Here is a 16,844-nt window from a genome sequence, read left to right as displayed (position 1 = left end):
ATGACAAGAAAAACAATTAAGGAAGAAATTCTGAGCTTTTTGCAGGAGGCCAAGAAAAAGAGCTTCTCGATGGAAGAACTGGCTCAGCACTTGGGGATGCAGAAAAGTACTGACTATAAATTACTTGTTCAAACAATTGCACAAATGGAACGAGAACAAAGTGTCGAATTTAGCAATAAAGGAAAGATCAAGCTGCCCTTTGCACCAGTAATGGTTGAAGGTACGTTTCGTATGAATGAACGAGGCTTCGGTTTTGTAACGGTTGATCCGGAAGAGCCGGATATCTATATTTCCAGTGATGCAACTAATTATGCGATGAATGGCGATAGAGTCATGATTGATATCGTAAAGAATGCCGACCCATTTGGTGATCGAGGTGCTGAGGGGCGAGTTGTATCAATTAAAGAACGGGCTATTCATCAAGTAGTGGGAGAGTTCACTGCCTATACGCCTACTGAAATCGATGAGACCGATTTATATGGTGTGGTCACGCCTAAAGACAAGAAAAATGCACCATTCAAAGTATTTGTAGCAGCTGAAGGGATTCAGCCCGTGGACGGAAGTATCGTAGTTGTAGAAGTAACTCATTATCCTGAAAAAGGTTATGCCTCAAGCTTAGAAGGATTAGTAAAAAAAGTCGTCGGTCATAAAAATGATCCGGGAATGGATATTTTATCAGTAGTAGTTGCTCAAGGGATTCCTACTAGCTTTCCAGATGAGGTTTTGGAAGAAGCTGATCAAGTGCCTGATCAAATTTCCGAAAAAGATCTTATCGGCCGTCGTGATTTGAGAGACCAAATGATCGTCACTATTGATGGCGCTGATGCTAAAGATTTGGATGACGCGGTGACGGTTCGTAAACTATCAAACGGGAATTACTTTTTAGGTGTCCATATTGCCGATGTTTCGTATTATGTAACAGAAGGCAGTCAATTAGACCGAGAAGCTTTTGAACGTGGAACGAGTGTCTATTTAACAGATCGAGTGATTCCAATGATTCCGCAGCGTTTGTCTAATGGTATTTGTTCATTGAATCCACAAGTACCTCGATTAGCGATGAGTTGTGAGATGGAAATTGATACGAATGGTACGATTGTTTCCCACGAGATTTTTCCAAGTGTGATTCAAACAGTGGAAAGAATGACTTACTCTGCTGTAAACGGTATTTTGGAAGAGACTGATGCCGAACTAATCAAACGTTATGAATCTCTGGTTCCAATGTTTACTTTAATGAAAGAATTACATGAAATTTTAGAAAGTCGGCGTATTAATCGTGGAGCGATCAATTTTGAAGACCGCGAAGCTAAAATCTTAGTGAGTGAAAACGGCACACCTTTGGCAATCGAGTTGCGTTCCCGTGGTGTGGGTGAACGGCTGATTGAATCTTTTATGTTAGCAGCTAATGAAACTATAGCGGAACATTATAATCAATTGAAGCTGCCTTTTATTTATCGGATTCACGAACAGCCAAAGGAAGAAAAAATGCAGCGATTCTTTGACTTTGCTGCTGCATTAGGAATCTTAGTTAAAGGTACCAAGGAAAGTATTACACCAAAAGATTTACAACAAGTAATTTCCGATGTAGAGGAAAAACCAGAATCAGCAGTAATTAACACAATGCTTTTAAGAAGTATGCAGCAGGCTCGTTACTCTGAAGACAATTATGGGCATTATGGACTGGCTGCGGAGTACTACACGCACTTTACCTCTCCAATTCGCCGTTATCCTGATTTAATTGTTCATCGTTTGATCCGTACCTACGAAGAAAGCCAGAGTGAAAAGGTTCAGGGAAAATGGGCGGAAGTCTTGCCAGAGATTGCTAAACATAGCTCAGATATGGAGCGACGGGCGGTTGATGCAGAGCGCGAAGTAGATAGCTTGAAAAAAGCAGAATATATGGCTGATAAGGTGGGAGAAGAATTTGACGGCATTATCAGTTCCATTACTAAATTTGGAATTTTTGTTGAGTTGCCAAACACAGTAGAAGGCTTAATTCATTTAAATGAATTGAAGCAAGACTATTTCCATTTTATTGAAAATCAATTAGCCTTGGTTGGAGAACGTACGCGCCAAACCTTTAAAATTGGTCAGAAGGTAAAGATTAAAGTAACGAAGGCGGAACCAGAGACACGGGAGATTGACTTTGAACTTCTTGAGGCTGAAGAAATTCCAGCATTGGAAGCACCAACACGTAATCGGCGTCGTGAGCGCAAGGGAAAGCCGTCTTATAATAAGAACAACAAAGAAAATAAACAACCGCGTAAGAATAAGAAAAAAACAAAAGGGAAAAAGCCTTTTTACAAATCCGTAGCTAAGAAGAAAAAAGGTGGAAGAAAGTAGGGATACTATGCCAAAAGGTGAAGGAAAATTAGTTGCACAAAACAAAAAAGCACGCCATGATTATACAATCATTGACACCATAGAAGCTGGAATTGTTTTGCAAGGAACAGAGATTAAATCAATTCGCAACAGCCGAATTAATTTAAAAGACGGTTTTGCTCGCATCCGTAATGGGGAGATGTATTTATATAATGTGCATATCAGTCCTTATGAACAAGGAAACATTTTTAACCATGATCCTCTGAGAACAAGGAAACTTTTATTGCACAAGAAGCAAATTGATCGTTTGGCTGGTGAAACGAAAAATACGGGTGTAACCATTGTGCCATTAAAAGTGTATTTAAAGGATGGCTATGCTAAGGTATTACTAGGGTTAGCAAAAGGAAAGCATCAATATGATAAACGTGAAGCCTTAAAGCGAAAAGATGTGGACCGCCAAATTAGCCGTACACTGAAAAATTATAGCAGGTAATTGAATATCCTTTTTCGCATATTTGATAAGAATTCCTTTACTTAATTATGAATTTTGATACGATTAGTAATTATCATAATAGCTCTCTTATGGGCTAAAATGCTTGGCGTTATCATCTTTTTCCGTGAGAATCTTTCTATTAGAAAAAGAAATAGAATTTATTTGATTTTTTTCATGAAAATCCTTTGAAATTTACGGGCGATGGTGGTAACATACGGTAGTATTTTGCCTGGTATGCCAAATACGACGAATACAAGCATCAGGTTACTGGGAAAAGAGGTGAAATGGATTGGATGAAAAATCTTGGGTTTTTCATATTGGTCCAATATGGTTTGACGGGACTGTGACAACAATGATTCTGTTGACTTGCTTAATTGTTTTTCTTCTTGTGTTCTTTTTTACGAGAAATCTTTCAATGAAGCCAACAGGCAAACAAAATGCTATTGAGTGGTTGGTCGATTTTACCTCCGGAATAGTTGGCGACAATATGCCGCGAAAAGAAGTGAATAACTTCAGTCTTTTATCTTTTACACTATTTCTATTCATTTTTGTTGCCAACCAGATCGGCTTGGTTACGAAGATCGTTACACCAAACGAGGTATCTTTATGGAAAAGTCCAACTGCTGACCCGTTTGTAACAATGGGATTAGCAATGATGATACTGGTGTTGTCGAACCTTCTAGCATCGGAACGCTTTGGTCTTCGCGGGTATATTAAGAATTCATTCTTATCACCGATGCCAATGTTGTTGCCGATCAAAATCATGGAAGAGTTTACGAATGTTATTACATTGGGGTTACGTCTTTACGGAAACATTTATGCCGGTGAAGTCTTGCTAACATTGATTGCCAGCATGGTAACAAGTCTCGGCTGGGTCGCTATTCCGATAGCTATTCCATTGGAAATGATCTGGATTGCATTTTCATTATTTATTGGTAGTATCCAAGCATTTGTCTTTACCACTTTATCTATGGTGTACATTAGTCATCAGATAGAAGTAGAAGAATAAACAAGAAAACAAACATTTTAGGAGGATTTTTAATTATGAACTTTATCGGTGCGGGAATCGCAATTTTAGGAGCAGCAATTGGTGCTGGTTATGGTAACGGAAAAGTTATTTCAAAAGCAATCGAATCTATGGCACGTCAACCAGAAATGTCAGGTCAAATCCGTTCAACGATGTTTATCGGTGTTGGTTTGATCGAAGCTGTGCCTATCTTAGGTGTCGTATTGGCTATGTTGATGGTCTTCAATGGCTAAAAGCAACGAATTTCGTTGCTGCTTTTTTGCCTAAAAGCAAAATGTTACTTACCAGAAAGGAAGACCGAGTATGCTGAATCTAGTTATCGCTGCAGCTCCCAACACAACGCTCGGTAACTTAATAGTTGTTACAGGATCTTTTTTGATTTTGTTGCTTCTATTAAAGAAATTTGCTTGGAAAAGCGTTATCGAGATTTTAAAGAAACGGGAAGAAAAGATCGCCAATGATTTAGATTCTGCTGAACAATCACGTGTTAAAGCAGCGCAATTAGCAAAAGAACGCGAAACACAATTGCAAAGCTCGCGCAGTGATGCAGCAGATATTATCAAAAATGCCAAAGAAAACGGCGAATTAAGCCGTCAAAACATTATCAAAGACGCGAAGGAAGAAGCAGCTCTTTTAAAGGATCGTACAAAAGTAGAGATTCAAGAAGAACGCGAGAACGCTTTGACAGCAGTTAAAGATGATGTGGCAGATCTTTCCTTGCAAATCGCTGAAAAACTTTTAAACAAAGAGTTGACTGGTGATGCGCATCAAGAGTTAATCAATGAATATATTGACAGACTAGGAACGACCAAGCATGAAGCTTGATAAATATACTGTTGGTAAACGTTACGGTAAAGCTTTGTTTGAACTGGCGGTCGAAAAACAAGCCACCGATGACATTTATCAAGAGTTGTTAACAATTCGTCAAATTTTTAAAGAAGTGCCGGATTTAGGCAACATCTTGTCAGATGTGCGCTTAACTGGTGATGAAAAAGAAGCGATTATGGAAAAGTTCGCCCAAGGTTTCGAAGGAGTTATCAAGAACTTCTTATGGGTCGTATATGACTATAATCGAATTGACGATCTTTTGTTTATGATTGACGAGTACGAGCGTCGCTATGACAGCTTAAATCAAGTTGCTTTAGGGACAGTTACGACAGCGGTGCCGCTCTCTGAAGAGAAGCAGCGCGAAATTGAAGCAAAAGTCGCTGATATTTTTGGCTACAAGAAGGCCAATTTAACCCCTGTAATCGATGAATCGATTATTGGCGGTGTCATTGTTGAAGCCGATCATCAGGTGATCGACGGTAGCCTCGCTAGCCAGTTAAATGGCCTACGAGCAGCACTTAGCAAAAAGTAAGAAGAGGTGAAATGAATGGCCATCAAAGCAGAAGAAATCAGTGCATTGATCAAGGAACAGATCGAGAACTATGATAATAAATTGTCTGTGGAAGAAATTGGCACAGTCACATACGTAGGGGACGGGATCGCTCGTGCCCATGGACTAGAAAATGCAATGAGCGGCGAGTTGTTAGAGTTTTCTAACGGCTCTTATGGAATGGCCCAAAATTTAGAAAGCAATGATGTTGGTATTATTGTTTTAGGAGAATTTGAAACCATTCGTGAAGGGGATAAAGTAAAACGTACTGGAAAAATCATGGAAGTCCCAGTTGGTGATAACATGATTGGCCGGGTAGTAAATCCTTTAGGTCAGCCAGTTGATGGACTTGGTCCAATCGAAACAAGTAAAACACGTCCTGTTGAAACCTTAGCTCCAGGTGTTATGCAGCGTAAATCAGTTAGCGAACCAATGCAAACTGGTTTAAAAGCGATTGATGCTTTAGTTCCAATCGGCCGTGGTCAACGGGAACTGATTATTGGCGATCGTAAAACCGGTAAAACTTCCATTGCTATTGATACAATCATTAATCAAAAAGGGCAAGACATGATTTGTATTTATGTAGCGATTGGACAAAAGGAATCAACTGTTCGTTCACAAGTTGAGACTTTGCGTAAATTTGGTGCATTGGATTATACCATTGTTGTGACAGCGGGAGCTTCTCAACCAGCACCATTACTGTATATTGCTCCTTACGCTGGAACAGCGATGGGTGAAGAATTTATGTACAATGGTAAGCACGTATTAGTTGTCTTTGATGACTTATCAAAACAGGCAGTAGCTTATCGTGAACTTTCTTTACTATTACGTCGTCCTCCAGGTCGTGAAGCTTATCCAGGGGATGTTTTCTACTTACATTCCCGTTTATTAGAGCGGGCAGCAAAATTGTCTGACGAATTGGGTGGCGGTTCACTAACAGCTTTACCATTTGTTGAAACACAAGCTGGAGATATCTCGGCTTACATTCCAACTAATGTGATCTCAATTACTGATGGTCAAATTTTCTTAGAAAATGACCTGTTTTACTCAGGAATTCGTCCAGCTGTAGATGCTGGTTTATCAGTCTCTCGAGTTGGCGGCTCTGCGCAAATCAAGGCAATGAAAAAAGTTGCTGGTACACTGCGTCTTGATTTAGCCAGCTTCCGTGAATTAGAAGCCTTCACTCAATTTGGTTCAGATTTGGATGCTGCAACACAAGCTAAACTGAATCGTGGACGTCGTACTGTTGAAGTATTAAAACAACGTCTGCATGATCCACTTCCAGTTGAAAAGCAGGTAGTGATACTTTACGCATTGACTCACGGTTTCTTAGACAGTATTCCAGTGAACAATATTTTAGATTTTGAAGAACAATTATTTGAATACTTGGATGCGAATCATTCAGATTTATTTGATACGATTCGTACAACAAAAGATTTACCTGATACTGATCAGTTAGATCAAGCAATTCAAGCATTTAAAGATATTTTTGATGCAGCAAACACAAAACAAAACCCAGCATAAATCGAGGTGAGAAGAGTATATGGCATCCTTAAATGAAATCAAGACGCGGATTGCGTCAACTAAAAAGACCAGCCAGATTACTAATGCAATGCAAATGGTATCAGCTGCGAAATTAACTAAATCGGAAGCCTATTCTGCCCGTTTTCAAATTTATGCCTCAAAAGTACGGGAAGTTTTGACCCACTTAACCGCCAGCGAATTGGAGGAAATTGCGACAGCAGATCATGAAATTAATGGAATAAATTACCATAGTATGCTGATTAATCGTCCTGTCAAAAAGACAGGGTATATCGTAATCACTTCTGATGGCGGTCTTGTAGGCGGGTATAACAGTTCTATCTTGAAGCAAACGATGACAATGTTGGAAGATGACCACGATTCTCAGGACGAATATGTCTTGTTGGCAATCGGTGGTACTGGTGCGGACTTTTTCAAAACTCGAGGGGTAAAATTGGCCTACGAATTGAGAAACTTATCTGACCAACCTAGCTTTGATGAAGTTCGTAAAATAGTTTCTATGACAACCAGCATGTACGAAAATGAAGTATTCGATGAATTGTATGTTTGTTACAATCATCATGTGAATTCGTTGTCTAGTCAATTTCGAGTAGAAAAAATGCTGCCAATTTCTGATTTGGATCCGGATGAAGCAGAAGTCTATACGCAAGAATATATTTTCGAACCTTCTAAAGAAGCGATATTAGATCAATTATTGCCTCAATATGCTGAAAGTTTGATTTATGGAGCGATTGTCGACGCTAAGACAGCAGAACATGCTGCTGGCATGACTGCGATGAAGACGGCTACAGATAATGCAAAATCAATTATTGGTGATTTGACCATTTCGTATAACCGTGCGCGTCAAGCGGCGATCACTCAGGAAATAACGGAAATTGTCGGCGGGGCTTCCGCGCTAGAATAATTTCGAGATTGGAGGAAAAAACATGAGTTCAGGCAAGATTGTTCAAGTAATTGGTCCCGTTGTTGACGTGGAATTTTCTTTAGATCAATCCTTACCAGATATCAACAATGCGTTGATCGTATACAAAAATGACAAAAGTAAAGTCGTACTTGAAGCGGCATTAGAACTCGGTGACGGTGTGATTCGGACTATTGCAATGGAATCTACAGATGGTTTGCAACGTGGCATGGAAGTTGTAGATACAGAAAAACCAATCTCAGTCCCAGTTGGAACCGATACACTAGGTCGTGTCTTCAATGTCTTAGGGGAAACAATCGACAACGAGGCACCATTTCCTGAAAATGCTGAAAAAAGCGGTATTCATAAAAAAGCGCCAGCTTTTGATGAGTTAAGCACTAGTAACGAAATTCTAGAAACTGGAATTAAAGTTATTGATTTATTAGCACCCTATCTTAAAGGTGGTAAGGTCGGCTTATTCGGCGGTGCTGGTGTTGGTAAAACAGTGCTGATTCAAGAGCTGATTCATAACATTGCGCAAGAGCACGGTGGGATTTCTGTATTTACCGGAGTTGGTGAACGAACTCGTGAAGGCAATGATTTATACTTTGAAATGAAGGAATCTGGCGTTATCGAAAAAACCGCTATGGTGTTTGGTCAAATGAATGAGCCACCAGGTGCCCGGATGCGGGTTGCATTAACTGGTTTAACTTTAGCTGAATATTTCCGTGATGAACAAGGCCAAGATGTTCTTTTGTTCATCGATAATATTTTCCGTTTCACTCAAGCTGGTTCAGAAGTATCTGCCTTATTAGGCCGGATGCCATCTGCAGTTGGGTACCAACCAACCTTAGCGACTGAAATGGGACAATTGCAAGAACGAATTACTTCAACTAAAAAAGGTTCTATTACGTCGATTCAAGCTATTTATGTGCCAGCGGATGACTATACTGACCCTGCGCCTGCTACTGCGTTTGCCCATTTGGATGCAACAACCAACTTGGAACGTAAACTAACTGAGCAAGGTATTTATCCAGCGGTGGATCCATTAGCATCTTCTTCTAGTGCTTTGGCACCTGAAATTGTTGGAGATGCCCACTATCAAGTGGCAACTGAGGTTCAACGTGTTTTACAACGCTATCGTGAATTGCAAGATATCATAGCTATCCTGGGAATGGATGAATTATCTGACCAAGAAAAAGTTATCGTGTCTCGGGCACGTCGTATTCAATTCTTCTTGTCACAAAACTTCCACGTGGCTGAACAATTTACTGGTCAGCCAGGATCATACGTACCAGTTGAAGATACTGTTAAAGGATTTAAGGAAATTTTGGAAGGAAAATACGATGACCTTCCAGAAGATGCTTTCCGTAATGTAGGGAAAATCGAAGAAGTAGTCGAAAAAGCAAAATCTTTAGGCTACTAGAAAGAGGTGCCCTATGGAAAATAAAGAAGTGCTTAATGTAAACGTAGTGACACCTAATGGGCTTATTTATGACCATCATGCAACGATTGTGGTGGCTAAGACTGTATCAGGTGAGCTAGGAGTTTTGCCAAAACACGCACCGATTATTGCACCGCTGGCGATTGACGAAGTACGTATTCGTCGAACAGACGCTGATACTCACGTGGATTGGATCGCTGTCAATGGCGGTATTTTAGAAGTTCGGGATAATCAGGTGACGATTATTGCCGATTCTGCTGAACGTGAACGGGATATTGATGTTTCACGGGCAGAGCGTGCGAGACAGCGTGCTGAACAACGAATACAAGAAGCAAAAGCACAACAAGACAGCGATCAGCTTCGTCGGGCTGAGGTTGCTTTACACCGTGCAATGAATCGAATTAAAGTATCAAAACACACATAAAAATGAGTACAGATTCTAATTTTTAGAGTCTGTACTTTTTTTGATTAGTATGATTTTTATGTCTGTAAAAAATAAGAAGAATTGATTTCTATTTTCTAAAAGTTTTTTAAAAGTCTTATAGAGCTTTAAAGCATTCTACTTTCTTGAAAACTATGATATAATCCGTTTGTTGATTTTTTTGAAAGGAAGACACAAATGCAAGTATATGGTATAGATGCGATCATCCGAATTGTTTCACACTTTGCTTTTATCTACTTGGCTTTTTGGGCGTTGCGCTCGATAAGGACGGAAAAGCTGTTTAAAGCATTTCATGAAACACAGATCCGAATGGTGATTATGATGGCATCTGTAGCACTGGGATTTACATTCAGCACTTTCTTTTTAGAAATCATCGTCTTGTGTAAAAATATCTTTTTAAGTTATCAATAATAATAACTAAGTACATACAAACGTGTGAATCGGTTATAGCGATTTTTGGAGGGAACGTAATGGAAGAGATCATCGTTCGAGGTGGCAGAAAATTAAACGGTACAGTAAAAATTGAAGGTGCGAAAAATGCGGTGTTGCCTATCTTAGCTGCAAGCTTATTGGCTGAAGAGGGCACAACAAAATTAAGCAATGTACCGATATTATCTGATGTATTTACGATGAATCAGGTGATTAGTTACTTAAATACAGAAGTTGAATTAGACGAAACAGCAAAGGAAATTACTATAGATGCAACAAAACAATTAGAAGTTGAAGCGCCGTATGAGTATGTAAGTAAGATGCGAGCATCAATTGTTGTTATGGGCCCTTTATTGGCTCGTAACGGACATGCCAAGGTTGCATTACCTGGCGGTTGTGCTATTGGTAAACGACCAATTGACTTGCATTTAAAAGGATTCCAAGCCTTGGGTGCTAAAATTATCCAAAAAAACGGGTATATTGAAGCAATTGCTGATGAATTGACTGGCAGCAATATTTATTTAGATTTTCCAAGTGTTGGTGCAACTCAAAACATTATGATGGCTGCTGTTAAAGCTAAAGGAACGACTGTCATCGAAAACGTGGCTCGTGAACCTGAAATTGTTGATTTGGCTAATTTTTTGAATAAAATGGGTGCTCGTGTTTATGGTGCGGGTACAGAAACCATGCGTATTGAAGGTGTCACTCACTTGCACGCAGTATCACATCCAATTGTGCAAGATCGTATTGAGGCAGGTACTTTCATGGTGGCTGCAGCGATGACTGAAGGAAATGTCTTGATAGAGGAGGCTATTTCTGAACACAATCGTCCATTAATTTCAAAATTATTGGAAATGGGTGCAGTGATTACTGAAGAAGAAAATGGGTTGCGTGTTGTAGGACCAAAAGTCATTAAAGCTACTGATGTAAAAACAATGCCACATCCAGGCTTCCCAACAGATATGCAAGCTCAAATGACTGCTATTCAAACAGTTGCTGATGGAATCAGTACGACTGTTGAAACTGTCTTTGAGAATCGCTTCCAGCATTTAGAAGAAATGCGCCGAATGAATGTCGACGTAAAAATTGACAATAATGTAGCAGTTATTAAAGGTAATACCAAATTACAGGGAGCAGAAGTATATGCGACTGATCTGAGAGCAGCAGCAGCACTAATTTTAGCTGGTTTGCGTTCTGAGGGGATTACACGCGTACGCAACTTAAAATATTTGGATCGCGGTTATTATCAATTCCATCAGAAATTACAGTTGTTAGGTGCTGATGTTGAACGGGTAGACAGCGAAACTGGTGAAACTGTAGCACAATCTGCTGTATTTGCTTAAGGGGTGAAAACTTATGAGTTCAAGTGATCATATTTTACGCAGTTTAATAAAGATTGTCGGTGTATTGTTGGCAGGGGTTATTCTGTTTATTATCGGCAGTATGATCGGTTATGGAGTCATGGGCGGCGGAAATCCTTTTGGTGTATTACTTCCAGGTGTTTGGCGTCACATTTTAGATTTTGTACAATAAAGGGCCTAGTTTAGGCCCTTTTTACTTTTTTGAAAGGAAGTTTCGTATGATTAAGAATGGATTGATTATGCTTGTACGAGGCTATCAGCGTTTTATCTCGCCTTTATTTCAACCTTCCTGCCGTTACTATCCTTCATGCTCTAGTTACATGATTCAAGCCTTAAAGGTCCATGGAACGGTTAAGGGGCTTCTAATGGGGATTTCTCGCATTTTTAGATGTAATCCTTTTGCCAGGGGGGGAATTGACTATGTACCTGTCAAATTTTCTCTCCGTAAAAATTTGATAGATGAAGATCCGCCAAATTATGAAGAGAAAAAAAGATACTTCTTTTTTTAGAATAGTCAAAAGAATAACTTTGGTAGTGAAATGTTTACTCACGATAGTTTTAGGCATTTTTTTAAGAGGGTTAATTCCTCTTAAAAATTCTATCGGTAGTGAAAAGTTTGTCGAAAGGGACAGTATACTAAAATCGCCGATTAATTCTTCTAAAAAATGCAGTTGAAATTATATGTGATAGGGGAAAATGATTTTAGTAAGCTTGATCAAAAGCATATTATATGACTAGTTAACTTAAAAGAAATCTGTGCGTTTAAGATAAACTGCATAGATTTCTTTTTCTATTCCAGTTTGAGTGTAAGCGTTATGAATTATTCAATATTCGCGAATTATTAAAATATTCAGAAAATTTAATTGACAGTGAGAAAAAAATCCGATATATTGATACTTATCTTAGCGTTCTATCATTATTTTATTAGGGGGAAATAGGATGAAAAAAAGTGTATTTGTTGCGGTAGCAGCAGGACTATTTTTGTTTGGCGCATGTGGCTCGCCATCAGCAAATTCTAACGGAGACAGCGGTGGCGGCAACAGCGCTGACAGCGATACAATTAAGATTGGTGGCAACTTTGAGTTATCAGGAGCTACTGCAGCCTATGGTGAGGCTGAAAAAGAAGCGGTTGAATTAGCAGTCGAACAGATCAATGCAGATGGCGGTATCTTAGGTAAAAAAGTTGAATTTGTTTCTAAAGATAATAAATCAGACAATAATGAGGCTGCATCTGTTGCAGCGAATTTAACTACAAAAGACAATGTAGTAGCAGTTGTAGGACCAGCTACTTCAGGAGCAGTAAAAGCAACTTTACCGAACTTGACTAAATCTAAAATTCCAGCAGTTACTCCATCAGGAACTGATGATGCAATTACTGTACAAGGAGACAACGTACAACCATACATCTTCCGTGCGTGCTTCCAAGACAGTTTCCAAGGAGTTGTATTGGCAAAATATGCACAAGACAACATGAATGCACAAAAGGCAGTTATCTTTGGCGATAATGCAAGTGACTACGCAGACGGGTTAACGAAAGCCTTCAAGAAAACTTATAAAGGTGAAATTGTTGCAGAAGAAAAATTCACAGCTGGCGACAAAGATTACCAAGCAATGTTGACAAAAGTAAAGGACAAAGATTTTGATGTCATCTTCATTCCTGGTTACTATACAGAAGCGGGCTTAATCATCAAACAAGCACGTGAAATGGGTATTGACAAGCCAATTATTGGTGCGGATGGATTTGGTGATGAGAAGTTAGTTGAAACTGCTGGTGCAAGCAACGTATCTAACGTTTACTATACTGGACACTTCTCAACTGAAGCACCAGCAACTGATAAAGTTCAACCATTCATTGAAGCATTCAATGAAAAATACGGACGTCAGCCTTCTTCATTCAATGCGCTAGGATATGACGCAGTTTACATGATCAAACAAGCAATTGAAGATCAAGGGGAAGCGACACCAGCTGCAATTACTGAAGGCTTGGCAAACTTGAAAGACTTTGAAGGTGTAACCGGTAAAATCACAATGGATGATCAACATAATCCTGTGAAATCGGCTGTAGTTCTTGGTCTGACTGACGGAAAAGAATCTTCTGCTGAAACTGTAAATCCTTAATTGTTTAAGCAGGCAAGGCAAGACAAGCATGCTTGTCTTGCCTTTATTATTTGAAAAGAGAGTGATTAGATGGAAATATTCATCCAGCAATTGGTAAACGGCCTATTCTTAGGTAGTATTTACGCACTGATGGCTTTAGGATATACCATGGTTTATGGAATTATTAAACTGATTAATTTTGCCCATGGGGATATTTATATGATTGGGTCGTTTATCGGCTATTTTTTGATTAATCAATTTAATATGGGATTCTTCCCTGCGCTGATTTTATCAATGCTTGGAAGTGCGGTATTAGGAATCGTGATTGAATTTCTAGCTTATCGTCCATTAAGAAATTCAACTCGAATCGCCGCATTGATTACAGCAATTGGGGTTTCCTATTTATTACAAAATACGATGATTTACTTCTTTAGTTCCACTACAAGACCTTTTCCGCAAGTTATTCCGTTACAAACTTACCATATCGGATTCTTGCAGGTATCAAATATTCAATTATTGATTTTGGGTATTTCTTTACTGTTAATGATCTTATTGAATTTAATTGTTCAAAAAACCAAAATGGGTAAAGCAATGCGTGCTGTGAGCGTTGATGCTGATGCAGCACAATTGATGGGGATTAACGTGAATCGGACTATCTCATTTACTTTCGCTCTGGGTTCAGCTTTAGCTGCTGCTGGCGGAATGATGATTGGACTTTATTATAACTCGATTGAACCGATGATGGGATACATTCCGGGTCTTAAATCATTTATCGCTGCTGTATTGGGCGGTATTGGCCTGATCCCGGGAGCTGCAATTGGCGGTTTTGTGATTGGCTTGATTGAAACCTTAACAACTGCATTAGGCTTTTCTGATTTTAAAGATGCGGTGGTATATGCTGTATTAATTCTAATTTTATTGGTGCGTCCTGCCGGAATTTTAGGCAAGAACATCAAAGAGAAAGTGTAGGTGAATCAAATGAAAAAGAATTTAAAATACAATTTGATTTGGCTCGCTTTAATTATTGCCGGTTATTTGGCTTTGTACATTTGTTATTCGGCTGGAATGGTCAATTTGTTTTTAGATAATATCATTGTTCAAATTGGAATCAATGTCATTTTAGCGGTAGGGCTGAATTTGATTATCGGTTTTGCTGGACAATTTTCTCTAGGACATGCGGGATTTATGGCAATTGGTGCGTACGCCGCAGCTTTAATCTCTATGAGCAATCCAACCTATGCGGGCTTCTTTTTAGGAATGGCAGTAGGGGTAGTCCTAGCTGGTATAGTAGCTGTTATCGTAGGGATTCCAACCTTACGTTTAAGTGGAGATTATTTAGCCATTGCTACATTAGGTGTTGCGGAAATTATCCGTATTTTGATTATCAATATGAAGGATATTACTAATGGTCCTTCAGGTATTTTTGGTATTTTACCATTTGTTGACTGGCAGATGGTATATGGCTTTATGGCAGTAACAACTCTGATTGTTGTAAACTATATTCATTCTGGTGCTGGTCGGGCAACTACTGCCATTCGTGAAGATGAAATTGCAGCGGAATCAATGGGAGTAAATACGACTAAATATAAAGTAATGGCTTTTACTATTGGTGCTATGACTGCTAGTGTGGCAGGAGCATTATATGCCGGATATTTACAATCTATTGCACCAAAGGATTTTGCCTTTACGAAATCAATTGATATTTTGATTATGGTCGTTTTAGGTGGAATTGGTAGTGTTACTGGTAGTTTTATTGCAGCAATTCTATTAGGCATTATCAATATGTACCTACAGGACTTTGGAGCATTACGTATGATTATCTATGCATTGGCACTAATCATTTTGATGATCTTCAAACCAGGCGGTTTATTAGGTACAAAAGAACTGTCAGTGAAGAAAATTTTTAACAAAGCAAAAAAAGGAGATGACCAAAATGCCTCTATTGGAAATTAAAGATTTAACCAAAAATTTCGGTGGGCTGGCGGCTGTCTCTAATGTAAATATGCAATTGGACAACAATCAGCTGATTGGCTTAATTGGACCAAATGGAGCAGGAAAAACAACTTTGTTCAACTTGATCACGGGGGTATATGAACCTAGTGAGGGCGATGTACTGCTAGAAGATAAGGGACAAGCTGTCCGACTTAATGGCAAAAAGCCCTATAAGATTGCCGATTTAGGCTTAGGTCGTACATTTCAAAATATTCGTCTATTTAAAGACTTAACAGTATTAGATAACGTACTAATTGCCATGAACAGCAAAAATTCAGAAAGCTTCATTTCTAGTGTTTTCCGACTACCTAGCTTTTATAAAAAGGAAGAAGAACTAAAAAAAGAAGCAATGGAATTACTGGCAATATTTGATTTGCAGGATAAAGCTGATAATTTAGCGCGTAATCTGCCTTATGGGGAACAGCGCCGATTGGAAATCGTTCGAGCGTTGGCAACACATCCGAAAATCCTGTTTTTGGATGAACCAGCAGCGGGAATGAATCCACAGGAAACAGCTGAACTAACTGAATTAATTCGTAAAGTTCAAAAGGAATTCCAAATTACGATTCTTTTGATTGAACATGATATGAGCTTGGTTATGGAAGTATGCGAGCGTATTTATGTTTTGGAATACGGTCGGGTATTGGCAGAAGGTACGCCAGAAGAGATTAAATCTAATCCAGAGGTAATCAAAGCCTATCTGGGAGGTGACCTATAATGCTGAAAATAGAAAATCTTTCTGTACATTATGGTGTTATTCAAGCGGTTCGTGACGTAAATTTCGAAGTTAATGAGGGTGAAATTGTTTCATTGATTGGAGCTAATGGTGCGGGAAAAACAACCATTTTGCGCACGATTTCAGGTTTAATTCAACCTTCAAACGGCAAAATTACTTTTGAAGGAGAAGAAATTCAAAAGCGCCAACCGCAAAAAATCGTGGCTAAAGGAATTTCTCAAGTTCCAGAAGGGCGACATGTTTTTTCAGGACTAACAGTTCAAGAAAATCTTGAAATGGGCGCTTTCTTGCGTAAAGATGGCAACCTGGGAGAAGAATACGAAGCAATTTTCCAAAAGTTCCCAATTCTGAAGGAACGTCGTACACAAGATGCTTCGACTCTATCTGGTGGAGAACAGCAAATGCTGGCAATGGGGCGGGCATTAATGTCTAAACCACGTTTGTTACTTCTAGATGAGCCATCAATGGGTCTGGCGCCAATCTTCATTAAAGAGATATTTAACATTATCCAAGAAATTCAGCAGCAAGGGACAACAGTTCTGCTGATTGAACAAAATGCTAAAATGGCTCTGTCGATTGCTAATCGAGGGTATGTGCTGGAAACTGGTAAAGTTGTTTTAGAGGGTACTGGTGCAGAGCTCTTGGCAAGTGATGAAGTGAAGAAAGCATACTTAGGAGGATAA

General features: G+C 39.1%; 19 protein-coding genes. All 19 read left to right on the top strand.

Features of this window, described 5'->3' with window-relative positions; all coding sequences use genetic code 11:
* The 19 genes from rnr (at position 1) to I588_RS16930 (ending at position 16,844) form a co-directional block, all read left to right on the top strand.
* A complete protein-coding gene (gene rnr / locus I588_RS17015) occupies positions 1-2,340 on the top strand; it encodes a ribonuclease R (protein ID WP_010760004.1) in 2,340 nt (779 codons plus the stop codon).
* A 7-nt stretch (positions 2,341-2,347) separates the two neighbouring features.
* Positions 2,348-2,812 carry an SsrA-binding protein SmpB gene (smpB, locus tag I588_RS17010; RefSeq protein ID WP_010760003.1) on the top strand — a complete coding sequence of 155 codons (465 nt, stop codon included), beginning with the start codon at positions 2,348-2,350 and terminating at the stop codon, positions 2,810-2,812.
* A gap of 289 nt (positions 2,813-3,101) precedes the next feature.
* On the top strand, positions 3,102-3,821 hold the full coding sequence (atpB, locus tag I588_RS17005; RefSeq protein ID WP_010760002.1) for a F0F1 ATP synthase subunit A: 720 nt from the start codon (positions 3,102-3,104) through the stop codon (positions 3,819-3,821).
* A 35-nt stretch (positions 3,822-3,856) separates the two neighbouring features.
* Positions 3,857-4,072, top strand: coding sequence for an ATP synthase F0 subunit C (gene atpE, locus I588_RS17000; RefSeq protein WP_010760001.1), 216 nt, complete (start codon positions 3,857-3,859; stop codon positions 4,070-4,072).
* 70 nt (positions 4,073-4,142) lie between these two features.
* Complete coding sequence (gene atpF / locus I588_RS16995) at positions 4,143-4,664, top strand: F0F1 ATP synthase subunit B (protein WP_010760000.1); 522 nt, start codon at positions 4,143-4,145, stop codon at positions 4,662-4,664.
* Complete coding sequence (gene atpH, locus I588_RS16990; protein ID WP_010759999.1) at positions 4,654-5,199, top strand: ATP synthase F1 subunit delta; 546 nt, start codon at positions 4,654-4,656, stop codon at positions 5,197-5,199. The genes atpF and atpH overlap by 11 nt, the downstream gene beginning before the upstream one ends.
* A gap of 15 nt (positions 5,200-5,214) precedes the next feature.
* Positions 5,215-6,741, top strand: a complete 1,527-nt coding sequence (gene atpA / locus I588_RS16985) for a F0F1 ATP synthase subunit alpha (protein ID WP_010759998.1) — start codon at positions 5,215-5,217, stop codon at positions 6,739-6,741.
* A gap of 19 nt (positions 6,742-6,760) precedes the next feature.
* Entirely contained in the window at positions 6,761-7,663 is a 903-nt protein-coding gene (locus I588_RS16980) for a F0F1 ATP synthase subunit gamma (protein ID WP_010759997.1), read from the top strand.
* 22 nt (positions 7,664-7,685) lie between these two features.
* Positions 7,686-9,086: a F0F1 ATP synthase subunit beta gene (gene atpD, locus I588_RS16975; RefSeq protein ID WP_010759996.1), complete on the top strand. Its 1,401-nt coding sequence runs from the start codon at positions 7,686-7,688 to the stop codon at positions 9,084-9,086.
* A gap of 13 nt (positions 9,087-9,099) precedes the next feature.
* Positions 9,100-9,528 (top strand): F0F1 ATP synthase subunit epsilon, encoded by a 429-nt coding sequence (locus I588_RS16970; protein WP_010759995.1) that lies wholly within the window; start codon positions 9,100-9,102, stop codon positions 9,526-9,528.
* A 195-nt stretch (positions 9,529-9,723) separates the two neighbouring features.
* Positions 9,724-9,957, top strand: a complete 234-nt coding sequence (locus I588_RS16965; RefSeq protein WP_010759994.1) for a DUF1146 family protein — start codon at positions 9,724-9,726, stop codon at positions 9,955-9,957.
* A 59-nt stretch (positions 9,958-10,016) separates the two neighbouring features.
* Entirely contained in the window at positions 10,017-11,318 is a 1,302-nt protein-coding gene (gene murA, locus I588_RS16960) for a UDP-N-acetylglucosamine 1-carboxyvinyltransferase (RefSeq protein WP_010759993.1), read from the top strand.
* A gap of 13 nt (positions 11,319-11,331) precedes the next feature.
* On the top strand, positions 11,332-11,508 hold the full coding sequence (locus I588_RS26935; protein ID WP_010759992.1) for a DNA-directed RNA polymerase subunit beta: 177 nt from the start codon (positions 11,332-11,334) through the stop codon (positions 11,506-11,508).
* 46 nt (positions 11,509-11,554) lie between these two features.
* Positions 11,555-11,845 carry a membrane protein insertion efficiency factor YidD gene (yidD, locus tag I588_RS16955; protein ID WP_010759991.1) on the top strand — a complete coding sequence of 97 codons (291 nt, stop codon included), beginning with the start codon at positions 11,555-11,557 and terminating at the stop codon, positions 11,843-11,845.
* A 430-nt stretch (positions 11,846-12,275) separates the two neighbouring features.
* Positions 12,276-13,454, top strand: coding sequence for an ABC transporter substrate-binding protein (locus tag I588_RS16950; protein ID WP_010759990.1), 1,179 nt, complete (start codon positions 12,276-12,278; stop codon positions 13,452-13,454).
* Between the two features lie 69 nt (positions 13,455-13,523).
* Complete coding sequence (locus I588_RS16945; RefSeq protein ID WP_010759989.1) at positions 13,524-14,402, top strand: branched-chain amino acid ABC transporter permease; 879 nt, start codon at positions 13,524-13,526, stop codon at positions 14,400-14,402.
* 9 nt (positions 14,403-14,411) lie between these two features.
* Positions 14,412-15,386, top strand: coding sequence for a branched-chain amino acid ABC transporter permease (locus I588_RS16940; protein ID WP_010759988.1), 975 nt, complete (start codon positions 14,412-14,414; stop codon positions 15,384-15,386).
* Positions 15,367-16,143, top strand: a complete 777-nt coding sequence (locus tag I588_RS16935) for an ABC transporter ATP-binding protein (protein WP_010759987.1) — start codon at positions 15,367-15,369, stop codon at positions 16,141-16,143. Before I588_RS16940 ends, I588_RS16935 begins: the two co-directional genes overlap by 20 nt.
* On the top strand, positions 16,143-16,844 hold the full coding sequence (locus I588_RS16930) for an ABC transporter ATP-binding protein (protein ID WP_010759986.1): 702 nt from the start codon (positions 16,143-16,145) through the stop codon (positions 16,842-16,844). Before I588_RS16935 ends, I588_RS16930 begins: the two co-directional genes overlap by 1 nt.

Source organism: Enterococcus pallens ATCC BAA-351 (assembly GCF_000407485.1).
GTDB classification, from domain to species: domain Bacteria; phylum Bacillota; class Bacilli; order Lactobacillales; family Enterococcaceae; genus Enterococcus_A; species Enterococcus_A pallens.
The sequence above is the reverse complement of the archived record's forward strand: the minus strand, read 5'-3'. Positions and strand labels throughout refer to the sequence as shown.